The organism is Sagittula sp. NFXS13 (assembly GCF_040148795.1).
In the GTDB taxonomy this organism is placed as follows: domain Bacteria; phylum Pseudomonadota; class Alphaproteobacteria; order Rhodobacterales; family Rhodobacteraceae; genus Sagittula; species Sagittula marina.
The window spans coordinates 1-17,688 of sequence record NZ_JAGEMH010000019.1 but is presented as its reverse complement, the minus strand read 5'-3'; the positions used below and the strand labels follow the sequence as shown (position 1 = coordinate 17,688).

Genomic DNA, 17,688 nt, shown 5'->3' with positions numbered 1-17,688 from the left:
TCAGGCCTCGACACGTGCCGAGTTTGCCAGCATGACGACCGACAGGCCGGTCGAGAGAAAGTTCAGGCCCAGCATCAGGCCCAGCGTCCAGCTTGCGGTCCAGGGCCAGCCGAACAGGATCACCACACCCGCCGCGAAGGAACACAGTCCGCTGAACACCAGCCATCCCCAGTTCGAGACATGTGCGCTGCTGCGCAGGCCAAAGAGGATTGAAAGCAATCCCTCCATCAGGAAAGACAGCATCATCAGCAGGGTCAATGCTGCGACACCCGCGATGGGAAACAGGGCGAGCGCGGCACCGACGACAAAAAGAAGTCCGAAGGCCGCGACCCCGTAGCGCCATTCCGGCGCGGGCCGGATCGCCCAGGAAAACCCCAGCCCGACGGCGCCCCACAGGGTCAGCATCCACGCCACCAGCAATTCCGCGCCAAAGGTCGCGATGTTGGGCAGAAGAATGGCAAGCACACCAAGCCCCGCGAGGATGGCGCCCACCAGTCTCAGATGTTTGAACGCCGCCCGGCCACTGTCCGGACGCCCCGACGATTTCAGATGGCTCAGATAAGTCTGCACGTGTTTTGCTCCCAGGGTTCCGGTTGGTTCGACCGGCAGGAAACATCACTAGGTGCGCGCCATCGCCCGGATTTCGCGCGAACCTTACTTTCATGCAAAGAAGTTTGTTTCGCTGGCGCATCGGGCGCGAATTCCCCTAGATGACGGCAAGGAGATGACGCCCATGAAGATCCTGCTCGCGGAAGACGACGCCAAGGTCGCCGACTACATCGTTGCCGGCCTCTCGGAACATGGCCATTCCGTCGATCATGTCGCCGATGGCCGGGACGCGCTCAGCTACTGCCTTTATAACGAGTGTGACCTGGCGATACTGGACCGCATGTTGCCGGGGATGGATGGCCTGTCGGTGCTCAAGGCGCTGCGGGCTTCGGGGAAACCCTTGCCGGTGCTGTTCCTGACCGCCATGGGACAGGTCGACGACCGCGTCGAAGGGCTTGCCGCTGGCGGCGACGACTACCTGACCAAGCCTTTTCATTTCTCCGAACTGACCGCCCGCATCGACGCCATTGTCCGCCGCAAGACACAGACACGCGCCGAGCCTGTCCTGACCGTGCACGACCTTCAGCTCGACCTCTTGTCGCGCACCGCCACGCGTCAGGGCACCGTGATGGAGCTGCACAGCAAGGAATTTGCCATTCTCGAGATCCTGATGCGCAATGCAGGCCGGGTCGTGACCCGTACCCTGCTGCTGGAGCGGGTCTGGAATTTCAATTTCGAACCCAACACCACCGTGGTCGAAACCCACATGAGCCGGTTGCGCGCAAAGGTCGACAAACCCTTCGACGTGCCGCTGATCCACACGATCCGCAACACCGGGTATTCGATGCATGGACCGCGGTGACATCCTTTCGGGCGCCGCGTTCTCGGCGGTTCTGCGCTCTGCCATCGCCTTTGTCGTCGTTCTTGTGGTGTTCGGCTGGGCCGCGCTCGCCTACATCGAGCACAGCCTGATCACCGAGCTGGGCGACGACGTTCAGCAACGCTGGAACATCATTGCCTCCGAACACGAGGACGAGGAAGAAGGCCAGCTTGAGGCGGCGATTGCCACCGTGTCGCGGACGACGACCGGCGGACATCACGCCGTGGCGTTGTTCGAGGCGGCGGATACTCTTGTCGTCGGCAATATCCTGACCCGTCCCGAAGGTTCGGGCCTGCAGGTCGGCCCGCTCGATCATGCTGGCGTAACGCCTGACGACATCACGCATGAATATGTCTATTTTGCCGGCCCTGTGGACGAAAATACGCTGGTCGTCGGTCTGCGGCTGGACCTGCTGTACCACACCAAGATCCTTGTCTTTCGCGCCCTGACGCTGAGCGGGTTCCTGATCCTGCTCACCATGTTGTCCGTGGGCTATCTTTTGAGCGCCAAGAGCCTGCGCCGCCTGAAGGAGATCGAAACCGCGCTCTCGAAAACCAGCGAGGGGGACATGACGGTCCGCATCCCCGAGAACGGTGGCACGACGCAGATTGATCGGATCGCGCGGCAGTTGAACCAGCATCTTGAACGCTTGTCGCGGATGGTCGCCACGACCCGCAACACCGCCGCCGCGGCCGCCCATGATCTGAAGTCGCCGCTCGGCCGCGCCTATCTCGCGCTGGGCAAGGCGATGGAGCGCGTCGATCAGGGCGCGGACCCGACCGAGGCGCTGGGCGACACGCAGGACGAGCTTGAGACCATGCGTGTCATCTTCGATTCCTACCTGCAACTCTCCCGCATCGAGGCCGCCGGAGAAGAGCGCATGAGCGACCGGGTTGATCTGGCAGTGCTCACGGCGGACCTTGTCGAGACCTTCGCACTGATCGCCGAGGACGAGGGCCAAACCATGACGTTCGAGGAGGATGCCGCACAGGACCACGCGATCATGGGCGATGCGCAGATGCTTCAGCAGATGGTGGTGAACCTGCTGCAGAACGCCGTGACCCACGGCCGCGAGGGCAACCTTATCACGGTTCGGCTGAGGCGCGCGGGCGGCCGCGTCCTGTTCAAGGTCGCGGACAAGGGGCCGGGCATTCCCGAAGCGTCAAGGGCGCGGGTTTTCGAGCCGTTCCACCGGCTCGACCCCAGCCGGTCCAAGCCGGGAAACGGCCTGGGACTGGCGCTGGTGCGGGCAATTGCCGAAAAGCACAACGGCCATGTGGCGCTCTCGGACAACCACCCGGGTTTGATCGTCGAGGTGACGCTGCCAGCCAGCGGCGGCTAGGCAACGCCCTGCACGTCGGGCGCTGTTCGGGACAGGTTTTCAGCGCCTTACGACGTGCGCGCGGGGCGCGTCTCCTCGCCGGACCAGACAGCGTCCTCAGGCGGACCAATCGGGCCTGCGCCGATCACAGCCATCGTCGTGGTCCACCGCGTCTGAGGCGCGATACGCGCGGCTCGTGAAGCCATTCCATGCGATGATCGGCGCATACGATCCTTCCCTGGCGGGATCTTTGGGCGACCTGCAACCCATACTGGTGTCGCAGCCCGATGGGGCAATCTGCTGCCAGGCGGGTCTGCCCCCTCGCCCTCACGCATTTCCGTGCTACTCTGCTTGAAAGGTTGGAAAGGAGACCGGGCCATGCGCATCAATGCCAATCTTGCCCTGCCAGTGACCATCGACACCGAGACGATGGACTGGGTGCCGAGCCCCGCGCCCGGCGTGGATCGGAAGATGCTTTATCGCGAGGGGGAGGAAGTGGCGCGCGCCACATCGCTCGTGCGGTATGCGCCGGGCAGCGCCTTTCCCGAGCATACGCATGCCGGCGGCGAAGAGATCCTCGTGCTCGGCGGCACCTTTCAGGACGAACACGGCGACTATCCGGCGGGCTGCTATTTTCGCAACCCTCCCGGCACGGCGCATAGTCCGGCATCGGAGGAAGGCTGTACCCTCCTTGTACGGCTCTGGCAGTTTCGCGCGGGCGACGCTCAGCAGATCGTTCGCCCGCCCGAGAATGTGCTTGGGCCGCGTGTCCTGTTCGACGATGGGGCGGAGCGGGTGACGCTGGAACGGCGCGATCCGCATATTCCGATCATTCTCGACAACGCCCGTGGCCTGGAGCTTATGGTGCTGGCCGGTGCCCTGCGGCTGGAAGGACTGACTCTTGGTCCTCAGGCATGGCTGCGCCGTCCGGCGGGGCAGGGGATCACAGCGCGCAGCGGTGCGGATGGTGTGACCTTCTGGCTCAAGGACGCGCCCTTGCAGCATGACGACGTTCTGACCATTCCAGAGTGATAAAGCACCGGTGTGGAACAGGGCGGGGACAACATCGCGCAAGTCCGCCAAGCGTTTGAGGCGTCCAATGGCGGAATAGCCCGCCTGCGCGTGCCGCTCCAGATCGTCGAGAATGGTCTGCCTTAGGGTCCGGGTGGAACAGGGGCGAGCAGTCGCGCTTGCCGGGGTCTGCGTTGCATCTTGATAGCCCTGGACAGGGGCCACATCCCACCTCAGACCCGATGGCGTCCCGTCGCGGCGCCAGTCCTTTCCTGCGGGATAAGATGCAGTGCCGTGACGACCGGTTCGCGTCATGTCATCGACAGAAACCGGGTCGCGCGGACCAAGCCAACGCCATGGTGACCGCTTCGGACGGTCAGACGTCAGACGTCGGACAAGGCGACCTCGGTGCCCCAGTTGGCGCAGGCGCGCGACAGATCGGCGGACAGAGGGCGGTCGGTAAAGAAGGTGTCGACCTCCGCCAGAGAGGCGATCTTGGCCGGGGCGGAGCGTTTGAATTTTGAATGGTCCGCCACCAAGTAGGTCTGCCGGGATTGGCGCAGGATCGCCTGGCTGACGCTGATTTCCTGAATGTCGTAATCCAGCAGGTCGCCGTCGCGATCCAGCGCGGAGCAGCCGATCACGGCCACATCGAATTTGAACTTGGCGATGGTTTCGGCGGCGAGGGTGCCCACCAGCCCGCCATCGGCACGGCGCAGCTGGCCGCCGGTGACGATGACCTCGCATTCGTGATTGTCCGCAAGGATATTCGCCACGTTCATATTGTTGGTGATCACCATCAGGTTGGTGTGGTGGATCAGCTCACGGGCGACGGCTTCCGTGCTCGTTCCGATGTTGAGAAACAGGGAAATGTCGCTGGGAATGCGTGCGGCACATGCCCGGGCAATGGCGTTCTTGCCGTCCGGGTTGATGGCGCGGCGTTCCTCGTAGCCGATATTCGTCGTGCCAGAGGGCAGGACTGCGCCGCCGTGCACACGTTCCAGCCGCCCGGTTTCCGCCAGATCGGCAAGGTCGCGGCGGATGGTTTGCAGCGTGACGCCGAAATGTTCGGCCAGCCCGTCCACCGTCACCTTTCCGTTGCGACGCGCGATTTCAAGGATTTCAGGATGGCGAAAGGTCACTGACAATGGGGCGGCCCTCCCTCGACCGTTCATGGAACTTATCATACGGCGGCGGAGGGATGGCAATCAATGCTGCGCGCCAGTTTCTGTCCGAGAGACGAAAAGCGAACATTTGACCCGGCGTTTTGCGGCGGTTTCTACGGATCGCCATCAAAAACGAACATAAACGAAAATAAACCATTGCCAAACTGCCTGATATTTGTCACGTTTGGCAGAGCCATAAGCACTGGGGAGAAGCGGCGTGGCGCAAGCGCAAACACAGACAGTCGACCTTTTCGTGATCGGCGGCGGCATCAACGGCTGCGGCATCGCCCGCGATGCATCGGGCCGTGGGTTGACCGTAACGCTGGCCGAGATGAACGACCTCGCCTGGGCGACATCTTCGTCTTCGACCAAGCTGTTTCACGGCGGTCTGCGCTACCTCGAATATTTTGAATTCCGACTGGTGCGCGAGGCGCTGATCGAGCGGGAAACCCTGCTGCGCGCCATGCCGCACATCTCTTGGCCGATGCGTTTTGTGCTTCCATATCATAAGGATATGCGGTTCGAGAACGACACGCCCACATCCCGCCTGCTCAGCTTGTTCATGCCGTGGATGAAGGGCCGCCGCCCGGCGTGGCTGATCCGGCTGGGGCTTTTCATGTATGACCACCTTGGCGGTCGCAAGATCCTGCCGGGCACCACATCTGTCGATCTGACCAGCGGCCCTGAGGGCGCGCCGCTTCAGGATCGTTTCGAAACCGCCTACGAATATTCCGATTGCTGGGTCGAAGATTCGCGTCTGGTGATGCTGAATGCCCGCGACGCCGAGGCGCGTGGCGCCATGATCATGACCCGCACAAAGGTGATCAGCGCCGAACGCGAAAACGACCTTTGGCGCGTCGAAACACAAGACGTCGAAACCGGCGCGAACACCGTTCACCACGCCCGGATGCTGGTGAATGCCGGTGGGCCGTGGGTCGGCGACATCATCCAGACCAAGGTGCGGATCAACTCGCGCGAAGGCGTGCGGCTTGTGCGCGGCTCTCACATCGTGACCAAGCGGCTGTTCGATCACGACAAATGCTACTTTTTCCAGGGCACGGACGGGCGGATCATCTTTGCGATCCCCTACGAGAACGACTTTACCCTGATCGGCACCACGGACGCCGAGCAAACGGATCCCGAAAAGAAGCCCGTATGCACCCCGGAGGAGCGCGCCTATCTGGTGAACTTCGCCAACGCCTATTTCAAGGCCGAGATCACGGATGCCGACATCGTCTGGACCTACTCCGGCGTGCGGCCGCTGTATGATGACGGGGCCAGCAGCGCCACGGCGGCGACGCGGGATTACACGCTGAAGGTCGACGCGAACGGTGGCGCGCCGCTGCTCAACATCTTCGGTGGCAAGATCACCACCTATCGTCGTCTGGCCGAAAGTGCGCTGGAAAAGATCGGTGAACATCTCTCCGTCTCCGGCCCGTGGACGGCAGGGGTGTCCTTGCCCGGCGGGGATTTCCCGGTGGACGGTTTTGAAAACCTTGTCCGTGATTTGCAGCGAGACTTCGACTTTCTGACGGCGTTCCACGCCCGTCGCTTGGCCCGCGCCTATGGCACCGACGCCCGCAAGATTCTGGGCCGTGCCGTCACGTTGCAGGACCTTGGCCGCGACTTCGGTGCTACGCTCACCGAGTCGGAGGTCGTCTGGCTGATGGAAAAGGAATACGCCCGCACCGCAGAGGACGTTGTGTGGCGGCGCAACAAGCTGGGCTTGCGTCTGGAGGAGACGCAAATCGCGGCGTTGAATGATTGGATGGCACAGCGGCGACAGTCCGCACAGGTTGCCGAATAACGCAGGGCAGGCGACTGAATGGTTGCCGCCAGTAAGGGAGGAACACGGTGACGCTTGAACTCAAGGGCGTTTCCAAGGTCGTGGAGGGGCAGACGCACGTCTATCCCACCGATCTGACGTTGGAAAAAGGCACAATGAATGTCCTGCTCGGGCCGACCACGTCGGGGAAAACCTCCCTGATGCGGCTCATGGCTGGGCTCGACGCACCGGCCAAGGGGCAGATCATCTGGCAAGGTGAGGATGTCACCGGGCAGCGCGTGCAGGACCGCAAGGTCGCCATGGTGTACCAGCAATTCATCAACTACCCCTCGATGAGCGTGTACGACAACATCGCCTCGCCGATGAAGCTGATGGGCGTCTCCAAGACAGAGATCGACACACGCGTGCGCGAAACCGCAGAGCTGATGAAGCTGACGCCGATGCTGGACCGCAAGCCGCTGGAACTGTCCGGCGGGCAACAGCAGCGCTGCGCTCTGGCGCGGGCCCTGGTGAAAAACGCCGGGCTGGTGCTGCTGGATGAACCGCTGGCCAACCTCGATTACAAGCTTCGCGAAGAGATGCGCGTCGAAATCCCGAAGATCTTCGAGAAATCCGGCGCCATCTTTGTCTATGCCACCACCGAACCGGAAGAGGCGCTGCTGCTTGGCGGGAATGTGGCCACCCTTTGGGAGGGCCGTGTGACGCAGTTCGGCCCCACGCCGGAGGTCTACCGCAAGCCGGTGGATGCGACCACGGCGCGGGTGTTCTCCGACCCGCCGATGAATTTCCTGCCGATTTCCAAGACCGGCAACCGCATCACGTTCGGCGACGGTCAGGCCGCGCCGGCCACGGGGCCGCTCTTGGATCTGGCGGACGGCAGCTATCTTGCTGGCTTCCGCCCCAACCACCTGGAGATCGGCAAACACGCGGCGGATGCGGTGGAATTCACCACCACGCTCAACGTGACAGAGTTGACCGGCTCGGAAACCTTTGTGCACCTCGACCACCACGGCGAACGCTGGGTCGGGCTGATCCACGGCGTGCACAATCTGCGGATCGGAGAGGCGTTGAAGGTCTATCTCGATCCGCGCCACGTCTACATTTTTGCCGAGGACGGCGCGCTGGTTGCGCCCGCGTCCTACGCGCTGGCAGCTTGAGGGAGAGACGAGATGGCCAAGATCACGCTCGATAACCTCGCGCATTCCTACCTGAAATCGCCGCAGTCCGAAGACGACTTCGCGCTCAAGGAACTGAACCACGACTGGGTCGATGGCGAAGCCTACGCGCTGCTGGGGTCGTCCGGCTGCGGCAAGTCCACGCTTTTGAACATCATTTCCGGCCTGCTGCATCCGTCGCAGGGGCGCATTCTGTTTGATGGCAAGGACGTGACCCACGCCCCCACAGCCGAACGCAATATCGCGCAGGTGTTCCAGTTCCCGGTGGTCTACGACACGATGACCGTGCGCGACAACCTTGCCTTTCCGCTGCGCAACCGGGGCCAACCCGAGAGCTATGTGGCGGAACGCGTTCAGGAAATCGCCCGCATGATCGGCATGGAAGACATGCTGAAACGCAAGGCCCAAGGCCTCGGCGCGGACCAGAAACAAAAGATCTCGCTGGGCCGTGGCATGGTGCGCAAGGACGTGAACGCGCTGCTGTTCGACGAACCTTTGACGGTGATCGACCCGCATATGAAGTGGGAGCTGCGCACGCAGTTGAAGAAGCTGCACCATGATTTCGGGCACACGATGATCTACGTGACGCACGACCAGACCGAGGCGCTGACCTTCGCGGACAAGGTCGTCGTTATGTACGACGGTCGCGTGGTCCAGATCGGCACGCCCGAGGAGCTTTTCGAGCGGCCCGAACACACCTTCGTCGGCTACTTCATCGGCTCGCCCGGCATGAACGTGATCCCGGCAAAGGTCGAGGGCAACCGCGCCTTTATCGATGGCATGGAGATGGCGCTGGCAAACGGCTACGGCCCGCTCGACGGTAAGGTGGAGCTTGGCGTGCGTCCCGAATTTGCGCGCCTGTCGCAGACCGAAGGCCTGCCCGTCACCGTGCGTCGTGTCGAGGATGTCGGCCGCCACAAGATCATCCGTGCCGATTTTTTTGGCCACGATATCAATATCATCGCAGGCGAAGACGACCGGGTGAGCGCGGACATGAACCGCGTCCACTTCGATCCTTCGCATGTGAACGTCTATGCCAACGACTGGCGCGTCACCCCCGAGGTCCGCACCGAAACCGTGGGGGCGGCATGATGGGCAACGCAACGTACAAGGCGCAGCAGTGCCAAGCCCGCCGTTTCAATGAGGTCACGACGACGTCCGAGCGTCTGGGAGGAACCGACTGATGCAAAAGACAGTCAATCAAAAGGCATGGTTTCTGGTTTTGCCAGTGCTTTTGCTGGTCGCCTTTTCCGCCGTCATCCCGCTGATGACCGTGGTGAACTACTCCATTCAGGACACCTTCGGTGGCCAGTTTTACCCGCTCGACGACAAGCTCATGTGGTTCAGCGATCTGCTTGAGGATGAACGCATGTGGGGCGCGCTTCAGCGCCAGCTCATGTTCTCCGGCATCATCCTGGCCATCGAGATCCCGCTGGGCATCTTCGTGGCGCTGAACATGCCCAAATCCGGCTTCTGGTCCAGCTTCTGCCTTGTGGTGATGTCGCTGCCGCTTTTGATCCCGTGGAACGTGGTGGGCACGATCTGGCAGATCTTTGGCAGGGTGGACATCGGCCTGCTGGGCTATGTGCTGGACAAGATCGGCATCGATTACAACTACACGCAGAACACGTTTGATGCATGGGTGACGATCATTGTCATGGACGTGTGGCACTGGACCTCGCTTGTGGCACTGCTGGCCTTTGCCGGGTTGAAGTCCATCCCCGACGCCTATTACCAGGCGGCCAAGATCGACCAGGCCAACCGTTGGAAGGTCTTCCGCTTTATCGAGCTGCCCAAGATGATGGGTGTCTTGATGATCGCGATCCTGCTGCGTTTCATGGACAGCTTCATGATCTACACCGAGCCGTTCGTCGTCACCGGCGGTGGCCCCGGCAACGCCACGACGCTGCTGTCCATCGACCTTGTGAAAATGGCGCTGGGACAGTTTGACCTTGGTCCTGCGGCGGCCTTCAGCTTGATGTACTTCTTGGTTATCTTGTTGATTTCGTGGGTGTTTTACACCGTGATGACCAACCTCGACAAAAAGGGCATGTGATGACGGACGCCACGATTCCCGAAAACCTGACCGCGCAAGGGGCCAACACCCGCAAGCGGTTCAAGGTGAATACATCGGCCATTGTCATGGGCTTGTACCTGCTGTTCCTGATGCTGCCGCTCTACTGGCTGCTGAACATGAGCCTGAAGACCAACACCGAGATCCTGAACGATTTCACCCTGTTCCCGCGCAATCTGACGCTGGACAACTACCGCACGATCCTGACCGATCCGTCGTGGTACATGGGCTACGTGAATTCGCTGATCTACGTGGTGATGAACATGGTGATCTCGCTTTCGGTGGCGCTGCCGGCGGCCTATGCGTTCTCGCGCTACAGCTTCATGGGGGACAAGCATCTGTTCTTCTGGCTGCTGACCAACCGCATGGCCCCGCCTGCCGTCTTTGCGCTGCCGTTCTTTCAGCTCTACTCCTCGGTCGGCCTGTTCGACACGCACATCGCCGTGGCTTTGGCGCACTGCCTGTTCAACGTGCCGCTGGCGGTCTGGATCCTGGAGGGCTTCATGCGGGGCGTCCCGAAGGAAATTGACGAGACCGCCTACATTGACGGCTACTCCTTCGGCGGCTTCTTTGTGAAGATCTTCATGCCGCTGATCGCCAGTGGCATCGGGGTGGCGGCGTTCTTCTGCTTCATGTTCTCGTGGGTGGAGCTGCTGCTGTCGCGCACCCTGACCACGGTGGACGCCAAGCCCATCGCCGCGATCATGACCCGAACCCAAGGGGCGTCGGGCATCGACTGGGGCGTACTGGCCGCGGCGGGCATCCTGACCATCGTGCCGGGCGCGCTCGTGATCTACTTCGTGCGCAACTACATCGCCAAGGGCTTTGCCCTGGGGAGGGTGTGATGATGCAGGGACATCCGCGCAACGAACGTCCCATCCAGAATTGTCAGCTGACAATTCTGGGCACGGACACCACGACGCAATTTGAAACGAGGAGCGCCTGACATGGAATGGATGGCATGGACATGGCCGACCGCGATCTTCTTCATGGTGATCGCAAGCCTTCTGATCCTCTTCACGATCCTCGCGATCAAATTCCCGGAGACGCCGCGCACCGGCATCCTTCGGATCGAAACGACACGAGGCGACCGCCTGTTCATCACGCTTCTGGGCAGCGCCTTTATCAATCTTGCGTGGCTGGGGCTGGTTGGCGCCGACACGCAGCCGTGGGCGCTTGTCGTCTGCGGGGTCTACGCCGCGGCGGTGTTCCGCTGGGTGTAAGACAGACTTGCGCGTGGTCCCAGCCTTGGGGGCGCGCGGCCTAAACAAAAGTTCACATAAGGGAGGAAACCAATATGAACTTTACGTTGAAATCCACCACCGCACTGGCGGTGGCGCTTAGCCTGACGGGCGGAGCGGCATTTGCGGACATGGAAGCCGCGAAGAAGTTCCTTGACGAGGAAATCGGCGACCAGTCGGCCCTGACCCGCGAAGAGCAGGAGCAGGAGATGCAGTGGTTCATCGACGCAGCCGCGCCGATGGAAGGGATGGAGATCAAGGTCGTCTCCGAGACCATCACCACCCACGAATACGAATCCCAGGTGCTCGCACCGGCGTTCGAGGCCATCACCGGCATCAAGATCACACACGACCTGATCGGCGAAGGCGACGTGGTCGAAAAGCTGCAAACCCAGATGCAGTCCGGCGAGAACATCTATGACGCCTACGTCAATGACTCCGACCTGATCGGGACGCACTGGCGCTACCAGCAGGTGCGCAACCTGACCGACTGGATGGCGAACGAAGGCGCGGACGTGACCAACCCCGGTCTCGACCTCGACGACTTCATCGGCACGGCCTTTACCTCTGCGCCCGATGGCAAGCTGTACCAGCTGCCGACGCAGCAGTTCGCGAACCTCTACTGGTTCCGCTACGATTGGTTCAACGACGAGAAGAACAAGGCCGATTTCCAGGAGAAATATGGCTACGAGCTGGGTGTTCCGGTGAACTGGTCCGCCTACGAGGACATCGCCGAGTTCTTTACCGGTCGTGATCTGTCCCACATGGGCATCGACGACGAGATCTATGGCAACATGGACTACGGCAAGAAAGACCCGAGCCTTGGCTGGCGCTACACCGATGCGTGGCTGTCCATGGCGGGTGCAGGGTCCAAGGGTGAGCCGAACGGACTGCCGGTCGACGAGTGGGGCATCCGTGTGAACGAGCAGTCCCAGCCCGTGGGCTCCTGTGTTGCACGTGGTGGTGCCACCAACGGCCCCGCAGCGGTCTACGCTGTGACCAAAGCCATCGAATGGCTGGAAAAGTACACGCCCCCGGCGGCGGCTGGCATGACCTTCTCGGAGGCAGGCCCGATCCCGGCGCAGGGCAACGTGGCCCAGCAGATGTTCTGGTACACCGCCTTTACCGCCGACACGGTGAAGCCGGGTCTGCCGGTGATGAACGAGGACGGCACGCCCAAGTGGCGCATGGCCCCCAGCCCGCACGGCGCATATTGGGAAGAGGGCACCAAGATCGGTTATCAGGACGTGGGCTCCTGGACGCTGATGAAATCCACGCCGGTGGACCGTGCAAAGGCCGCGTGGCTCTATGCGCAGTTCGTGACCTCCAAGACCGTGGACACCAAGAAGTCGCATGTGGGTCTGACCTTCATCCGCGACAGCTCGATCAACCACGAGTCCTTCACCGAGCGTGCCGACAAGCTGGGTGGTCTGGTGGAATTCTACCGTTCGCCCGCACGCGTGGCATGGTCGCCGACCGGCACCAACGTGCCTGACTACCCCAAGCTGGCACAGCTGTGGTGGCAGAACATCGGTGACGCCATGTCCGGCGCCAAGACCCCGCAGGAGGCGCTCGACGCCCTGTGCGAGGACCAGGAAGATGTCATGGCGCGCCTCGAACGTGCTGGCATTCAGGGCGAAATCGGCCCGAAGCTGAACGAAGAGCGTGATCCGGAATACTGGCTTTCTCAGGAAGGTTCGCCCAAGGCGAAGCTGGAGAACGAGGAAGAAGAGCCCGAGACCATCTCTTATGATGAGCTGATCAAGTCCTGGCAGTAAGCCTGACTTTGCCGGGGCCTCCAGTCGCGAGGCCCCGGCGTTTTGACATTTCGGCGGTGTGATTGTTTTCTGGCCTCTCTGCGGATTGCAGGCCACAACGCGACACCGCCCCCGACACGGAGTTTCCCCACATGACGCTGATCCTCGCCATCGACCAAGGCACCACGTCTACCCGCGCGATGCTGTTCAACGAAGAGCTGCAGGTGACGGCCAGCGCGCAGGAAGAGTTCGAGCAGCACTATCCGGCGTCGGGCTGGGTGGAACACGACTGTTCCGATCTTTGGACGACCACCGCCGCGACCTGTCGCGGTGTGATGGAAAAGGCCGGGGTGAAAGCCGAAGAAATCGCCGCCATCGGCATCACCAACCAGCGCGAAACCACGCTGGTCTGGGACCGCAAGACCGGCAAGCCGATCCACAACGCCATCGTCTGGCAGGACCGCCGCACCTCCGAGTTCTGCAAGGGGCTGAAGTCCGAGGGGTTCGAGGACACGGTCACCGACCGCACGGGCCTGCTGCTCGATCCCTATTTCTCGGGCACCAAGCTGGCGTGGCTGTTGAACAATGTCGACGGCGCTCGGGCGCGGGCCGAAGCGGGGGAGCTGTGCTTTGGCACTGTGGACAGCTGGCTCGTCTGGCACCTCACCGGCGGTAAGCACCACCTGACAGATGCGACCAACGCGGCGCGCACAATGCTGTATGACATTCGCAAGGGGCGCTGGTCGCAGACGATCTGCGACCGCCTGGGTATCCCGATGTCCATGCTGCCGGAGGTGCGCGATTGCGCGGCCGACTTTGGCGAGACGCGCGCCGATCTGTTTGGCAAGCCGATCCCCATTCGCGGCATCGCGGGTGACCAGCAGGCGGCCACCATCGGGCAGGCGTGTTTCCAGCCGGGAATGCTGAAATCCACTTATGGCACGGGATGTTTTGCGCTGCTCAACACCGGGTCAGAGCCCGTCCGCTCGCAAAACCGATTGCTGACCACCATCGCCTACCAGTTGGACGGCAAGCCGACCTATGCGTTGGAAGGGTCGATCTTCATTGCCGGGGCGGTGGTGCAATGGATGCGTGACGGCTTGCAGATCATCCGCAACGCGGCGGAGACGCAGCCCTTGGCGGAACGCGCGGATCTCTCGCAGGAGGTCGTGCTGGTGCCTGCCTTCACCGGCCTTGGCGCGCCCTATTGGAATGCGGAGTGCCGTGGCGCGATCTTTGGCCTGACACGCGGCTCCGGCCCGGCGGAGTTTGCCCGCGCGGCGCTTGAATCCGTCGGTTTTCAGACGCGCGACCTGTTGGACGCGATGAGAGCCGACTGGTCCGCGTCCGGCGACGCGGTGTCGAATGCTCCCCTGCGGGTCGATGGCGGAATGAGCGCCTCTGAATACGCGATGCAATTCCTGTCGGACATCATCGACGCGCCAGTGGAGCGGCCTGCCGTGCTGGAAACCACGGCGACGGGGGTCGCATGGCTGGCGGGCGCGCATTCGGGGCTGTTGCCGGACATGGAGGCCTTTGCCAAGGGCTGGTCCGCCGAGGCGCGGTTCGAACCTGCGATGGATGATGCCACCCGGGATGCGCGCCACACGTCATGGCGCAAGGCGGTGGATGCGACGATCGGCTACGCCTCCTGAGCGTTGCGAGGCCCACAGGCCCGGCGGCTGGCGGGTGATCCACGATGTGAGCCGGGGGCGGTGTGGAACGTCGCGAGATTATTCGGGCCCGCGCTCGGGGGTTAGCTGCTCAGCGCCAAGAGGTCCTGATAGAGCGTTTCCGATATTTCCACGTAGCCCCGCGCGGCATTGCGCGCGCGCGCCGCGTAGCGCCGCTCGGATGGCAGTCGCGCACCCTGTCCCCCGATCTCGGCAAAGAGCCGTTCGGCGCGGGCGTCGCTGTCTGCCACCGCGCCACCTGACAGCCGGTCCGGATCGAAGGCCAGCAGGATTTGTCCGTGATAGGGGGCTTCGGGGCGGCCTTCGGCATAGGCCATGCTGTCGAGGCTGGTGAGATCGCCAATCAACGGCCCGGCCATGAGCTCGACCATGAGGGACAGTGCCGATCCCTTGTAGCTGCCAAAGGTGCACATGGCACCGTCCATGGCAGCCTCCGGGTCCGTGGTGGGCTGACCGTTCGCATCAAGCGCCACGCCCTCGGGCAGGGTTTTTTTTTCACGGCGATAGAGTTCGATTTCTCCACGGGCAAAGGCAGAAGTCGCGAAATCAAAGACAAAGGGATCGCCGTTGCGCGGCCAGCCGAAGGAAATCGGGTTGGTTCCAAGCGCCCCGCGCGTGCCGCCCGCCGGAGCAACCCATGCGTGGCTAGGCGTCATGGAGAGGGCCGACAATCCGTGGCCTGTCAGCTGTTCGACCTCGGGCCATAGGGCGGAGAAATGGTAGCACCGGGTCACCGCCAAAGCCGCGACACCAAACCGTTTTGCGCGGTCCACAAGGTGGGGCATGGCGACTTGTACGGCGAGCAATGAGATCGCCCCGCCCGCATCAGCACGCACCACGGCACTGTCGTCCAAGGTCAGAGCGGGGTCCGCCTGCGGATCGACGCGCCCGGTGCGGGTGGTTTCGGCGCACATGAACAGGCGGAACAGCCCGTGGCTCTGGCAATCGTCCATCTGGCAGGTGGTCAACATGTCCGCGATGGCCTGAACATGACGCGGGCCGTAGCCTACAGCCTGCAAGGTGCGGGTGGCGAGTCCGTGAACCTCGTCTCGGGATAGGCGGCGCATGGTCATGGACATTCTCCCGGCGGTGATCTGCCCCAGAGCTACCCGATTCTGCGCTGCTTCTCAAACCCCTGCGCGGGGGAGGTCGCATTCTATGCAGCATCCCCAACCGGCGGGCGATTCCAAAACGCCAATGTGCCCACCGAGCAAAGTCACCACTTTTCGCGCGATGGCGAGGCCCATACCTGCCGTGCCGACCTCGTCCTTTGGGCGCAGCGTGTAGAGCGGCTGAAAAATCTTTTCCGCGTAGCCGTCGTCAATGCCCGGCCCGTCGTCCAACACGCGCAGCATGACACGATGCCCGTCCTCACGTCCGGAAACGCGGATTTTGCCGGTGCGCGTCCCGTGGTGGATGATGGCGTTGGACAGCAGGGCCTCGATCAGGCGATCCAGATCGTTCTGCGGGGCCTGCACCGTGCCCACGACGCCAGATAGATCCAGCTCGAACCCCACGTTGTCAGACATGCGGGCCCAAGCTGCGCCGATCGCACTGCACAGGCTGATCGCGCTATGCGGATCGGACAGTCGTCCGACGCGAGACAAATCTGTCAGCCCATCCAACATGCGGTCCATGCCCTGAGCATAGGATTTGAGCATCGACATATGAGTGACGACCTCCTCGGGAAGTGTCATGCCGGCGCCATGTAGATCTTCTTCGATCCATTCGGGAATAACGCGCATCGCGCGGGAATAGGTCTTTAAATCATGCGTGATAATATAAAGATAGGATTCAAAATCCTGTTGATCTGTCTCCACATCCTTCATTTTGCTTGATCCGATCAAAGCAGCTCTTGTTATCAAAATGATATCAGCCCAATTGCTGCCGGGCAAATGCCATGGCCAGTGACTTTTCATAAATTTCGATGAAATAGCAAGGAATGCACTGTTTGAATTGAAGGGTGCACGTGGCGTAAGCTTATGCGGAGTGGGTTTGGGCAATGGAGATAGTGGTCATGGCAGATAAAACCAAGGATGCAGAGCTGGCCGCGATACGCGCAGCGTACCGCACAGACGGCTTGCAGGACCGACAGCGCGCATCCTTCGAGGTTCTGGTGCTAGATGATAGCCGATTTGATCAAAACCAGATCAAACGGGCCTGCGGCAAAACTGGCTTGCCAGTGACGACGCGGTTGACCTCCGACATGGACGAGTTCAGTCAAGCTCTTGATGAAAAAGCGTATGACGTCATCCTGATCGACTACATGCTGCCCAAGGGCAATGGCTTGACTGCGCAACGTTTGGTGAACAATCACGCCATGAATTTTGGCGCTGCCGTTGTCATGATCTCGTCCGAGATGCGAACCGATGTTGCGGTGGCGTCAATGAAAAAGGGCTCGATGGACTGCCTCAACAAGGATGCACTGGATCCGGAAAAGCTGCGTGAAATCATGATGGCCTCTGCGAAGATTTTTTCCGAGGCCTCGCGTCATTGGATCGGGGAATTGCTGGCGCAGCAGCGCGTACAAATCGCACAAGACGTGGCGAAGGTCGTTCGGGACGAAATGGAGTTCGGACGATTTGTGGATACAATAGATAAGAGAATTATCGATATGCTGGCGAGTAAAGGTTTTACGGAGCCCGAAAATTGGAACGTTTCTTATCTTTTTGATGCGGATGAACCATTGAAGTTTCGTTAAATTTATATGGCGTTTTGAAGTGGGGTTGTCGCGTGCATGTTATATTCAAAGCGGTGGCCAGCCGTTTCAGAACCAACTCAGGATTGCCTTTTTTGACCGTTTTCATTGCCCGCAATGACGTGCCAACATCTAAGGCTGATTGCGGAAGCTGCCTATCGTCGCGCTCCTGACGGAATTGAGGGCTTTGCAGGGCCTTGTTGCACAAAGAGGCTCCGGGATTCACTTCGTGGGTCCAATGTAGTAGCGGGCTCGCATGAGCAGACCGCCGAAGCCGACCTATAAGACCATCAATTGGCCCGCGTATAATCAGGCACTGAAGCAGCGTGGATCGCT

At 61.5% G+C, this 17,688-nt stretch carries 17 protein-coding genes; 12 read left to right on the top strand and 5 right to left on the bottom strand.

The window, feature by feature from the left end:
• On the bottom strand, nucleotides 1–570 hold the full coding sequence (locus J4E08_RS21525; RefSeq protein ID WP_349540239.1) for an HdeD family acid-resistance protein: 570 nt from the start codon (nucleotides 568–570) through the stop codon (nucleotides 1–3).
• 163 nt (nucleotides 571–733) lie between these two features.
• Here J4E08_RS21525 and J4E08_RS21520 point away from each other — a divergent pair, with 163 nt between their 5' ends.
• Nucleotides 734–1,411: a response regulator gene (locus J4E08_RS21520; RefSeq protein WP_349540238.1), complete on the top strand. Its 678-nt coding sequence runs from the start codon at nucleotides 734–736 to the stop codon at nucleotides 1,409–1,411.
• Nucleotides 1,398–2,771, top strand: a complete 1,374-nt coding sequence (locus tag J4E08_RS21515) for a HAMP domain-containing sensor histidine kinase (protein ID WP_349540237.1) — start codon at nucleotides 1,398–1,400, stop codon at nucleotides 2,769–2,771. The genes J4E08_RS21520 and J4E08_RS21515 overlap by 14 nt, the downstream gene beginning before the upstream one ends.
• A gap of 47 nt (nucleotides 2,772–2,818) precedes the next feature.
• Here the strand turns inward: J4E08_RS21515 and J4E08_RS21510 are convergent, their stop codons facing one another.
• Nucleotides 2,819–2,956, bottom strand: a complete 138-nt coding sequence (locus J4E08_RS21510) for a hypothetical protein (protein ID WP_349540236.1) — start codon at nucleotides 2,954–2,956, stop codon at nucleotides 2,819–2,821.
• Nucleotides 2,957–3,128: 172 nt separating this feature from the next.
• Here J4E08_RS21510 and J4E08_RS21505 point away from each other — a divergent pair, with 172 nt between their 5' ends.
• Nucleotides 3,129–3,782 (top strand): cupin domain-containing protein, encoded by a 654-nt coding sequence (locus tag J4E08_RS21505; protein WP_349540235.1) that lies wholly within the window; start codon nucleotides 3,129–3,131, stop codon nucleotides 3,780–3,782.
• 362 nt (nucleotides 3,783–4,144) lie between these two features.
• Here J4E08_RS21505 and J4E08_RS21500 read toward each other — a convergent pair whose 3' ends face one another.
• Nucleotides 4,145–4,909 (bottom strand): DeoR/GlpR family DNA-binding transcription regulator, encoded by a 765-nt coding sequence (locus tag J4E08_RS21500; RefSeq protein WP_183965845.1) that lies wholly within the window; start codon nucleotides 4,907–4,909, stop codon nucleotides 4,145–4,147.
• Between the two features lie 235 nt (nucleotides 4,910–5,144).
• Here J4E08_RS21500 and glpD point away from each other — a divergent pair, with 235 nt between their 5' ends.
• The 8 genes from glpD to glpK all read left to right on the top strand — a co-directional run bounded on the left by glpD (nucleotide 5,145) and on the right by glpK (nucleotide 14,615).
• On the top strand, nucleotides 5,145–6,734 hold the full coding sequence (gene glpD / locus J4E08_RS21495) for a glycerol-3-phosphate dehydrogenase (RefSeq protein ID WP_349540234.1): 1,590 nt from the start codon (nucleotides 5,145–5,147) through the stop codon (nucleotides 6,732–6,734).
• Between the two features lie 47 nt (nucleotides 6,735–6,781).
• Nucleotides 6,782–7,870: an ATP-binding cassette domain-containing protein gene (locus tag J4E08_RS21490; RefSeq protein WP_183965849.1), complete on the top strand. Its 1,089-nt coding sequence runs from the start codon at nucleotides 6,782–6,784 to the stop codon at nucleotides 7,868–7,870.
• Nucleotides 7,871–7,882: 12 nt separating this feature from the next.
• On the top strand, nucleotides 7,883–8,980 hold the full coding sequence (locus J4E08_RS21485) for an ABC transporter ATP-binding protein (RefSeq protein WP_349540233.1): 1,098 nt from the start codon (nucleotides 7,883–7,885) through the stop codon (nucleotides 8,978–8,980).
• 91 nt (nucleotides 8,981–9,071) lie between these two features.
• Nucleotides 9,072–9,944 (top strand): carbohydrate ABC transporter permease, encoded by an 873-nt coding sequence (locus J4E08_RS21480; RefSeq protein WP_183965853.1) that lies wholly within the window; start codon nucleotides 9,072–9,074, stop codon nucleotides 9,942–9,944.
• The gene (locus tag J4E08_RS21475) at nucleotides 9,944–10,807 is read left to right on the top strand and encodes a carbohydrate ABC transporter permease (RefSeq protein ID WP_349540232.1); all 864 of its coding nucleotides are present in this window, start codon (nucleotides 9,944–9,946) and stop codon (nucleotides 10,805–10,807) included. Before J4E08_RS21480 ends, J4E08_RS21475 begins: the two co-directional genes overlap by 1 nt.
• 102 nt (nucleotides 10,808–10,909) lie before the next feature.
• Nucleotides 10,910–11,185 (top strand): DUF2160 domain-containing protein, encoded by a 276-nt coding sequence (locus J4E08_RS21470; protein ID WP_183965857.1) that lies wholly within the window; start codon nucleotides 10,910–10,912, stop codon nucleotides 11,183–11,185.
• A gap of 74 nt (nucleotides 11,186–11,259) precedes the next feature.
• Nucleotides 11,260–12,981 carry an ABC transporter substrate-binding protein gene (locus J4E08_RS21465; protein WP_183965859.1) on the top strand — a complete coding sequence of 574 codons (1,722 nt, stop codon included), beginning with the start codon at nucleotides 11,260–11,262 and terminating at the stop codon, nucleotides 12,979–12,981.
• A 131-nt stretch (nucleotides 12,982–13,112) separates the two neighbouring features.
• On the top strand, nucleotides 13,113–14,615 hold the full coding sequence (gene glpK, locus J4E08_RS21460) for a glycerol kinase GlpK (protein WP_349540231.1): 1,503 nt from the start codon (nucleotides 13,113–13,115) through the stop codon (nucleotides 14,613–14,615).
• A gap of 101 nt (nucleotides 14,616–14,716) precedes the next feature.
• Here glpK and J4E08_RS21455 read toward each other — a convergent pair whose 3' ends face one another.
• Both J4E08_RS21455 and J4E08_RS21450 read right to left on the bottom strand, forming a co-directional pair.
• Nucleotides 14,717–15,727, bottom strand: coding sequence for an Ldh family oxidoreductase (locus J4E08_RS21455; protein ID WP_349540230.1), 1,011 nt, complete (start codon nucleotides 15,725–15,727; stop codon nucleotides 14,717–14,719).
• Nucleotides 15,728–15,781: 54 nt separating this feature from the next.
• Nucleotides 15,782–16,483, bottom strand: a complete 702-nt coding sequence (locus J4E08_RS21450; RefSeq protein ID WP_349540229.1) for a sensor histidine kinase — start codon at nucleotides 16,481–16,483, stop codon at nucleotides 15,782–15,784.
• Between the two features lie 188 nt (nucleotides 16,484–16,671).
• On the opposite strand from J4E08_RS21450, the gene J4E08_RS21445 reads away from it, so the two are divergent.
• A complete protein-coding gene (locus tag J4E08_RS21445) occupies nucleotides 16,672–17,355 on the top strand; it encodes a response regulator (protein WP_349540228.1) in 684 nt (227 codons plus the stop codon).
• The last annotated feature ends 333 nt before the right edge of the window (nucleotides 17,356–17,688 follow it).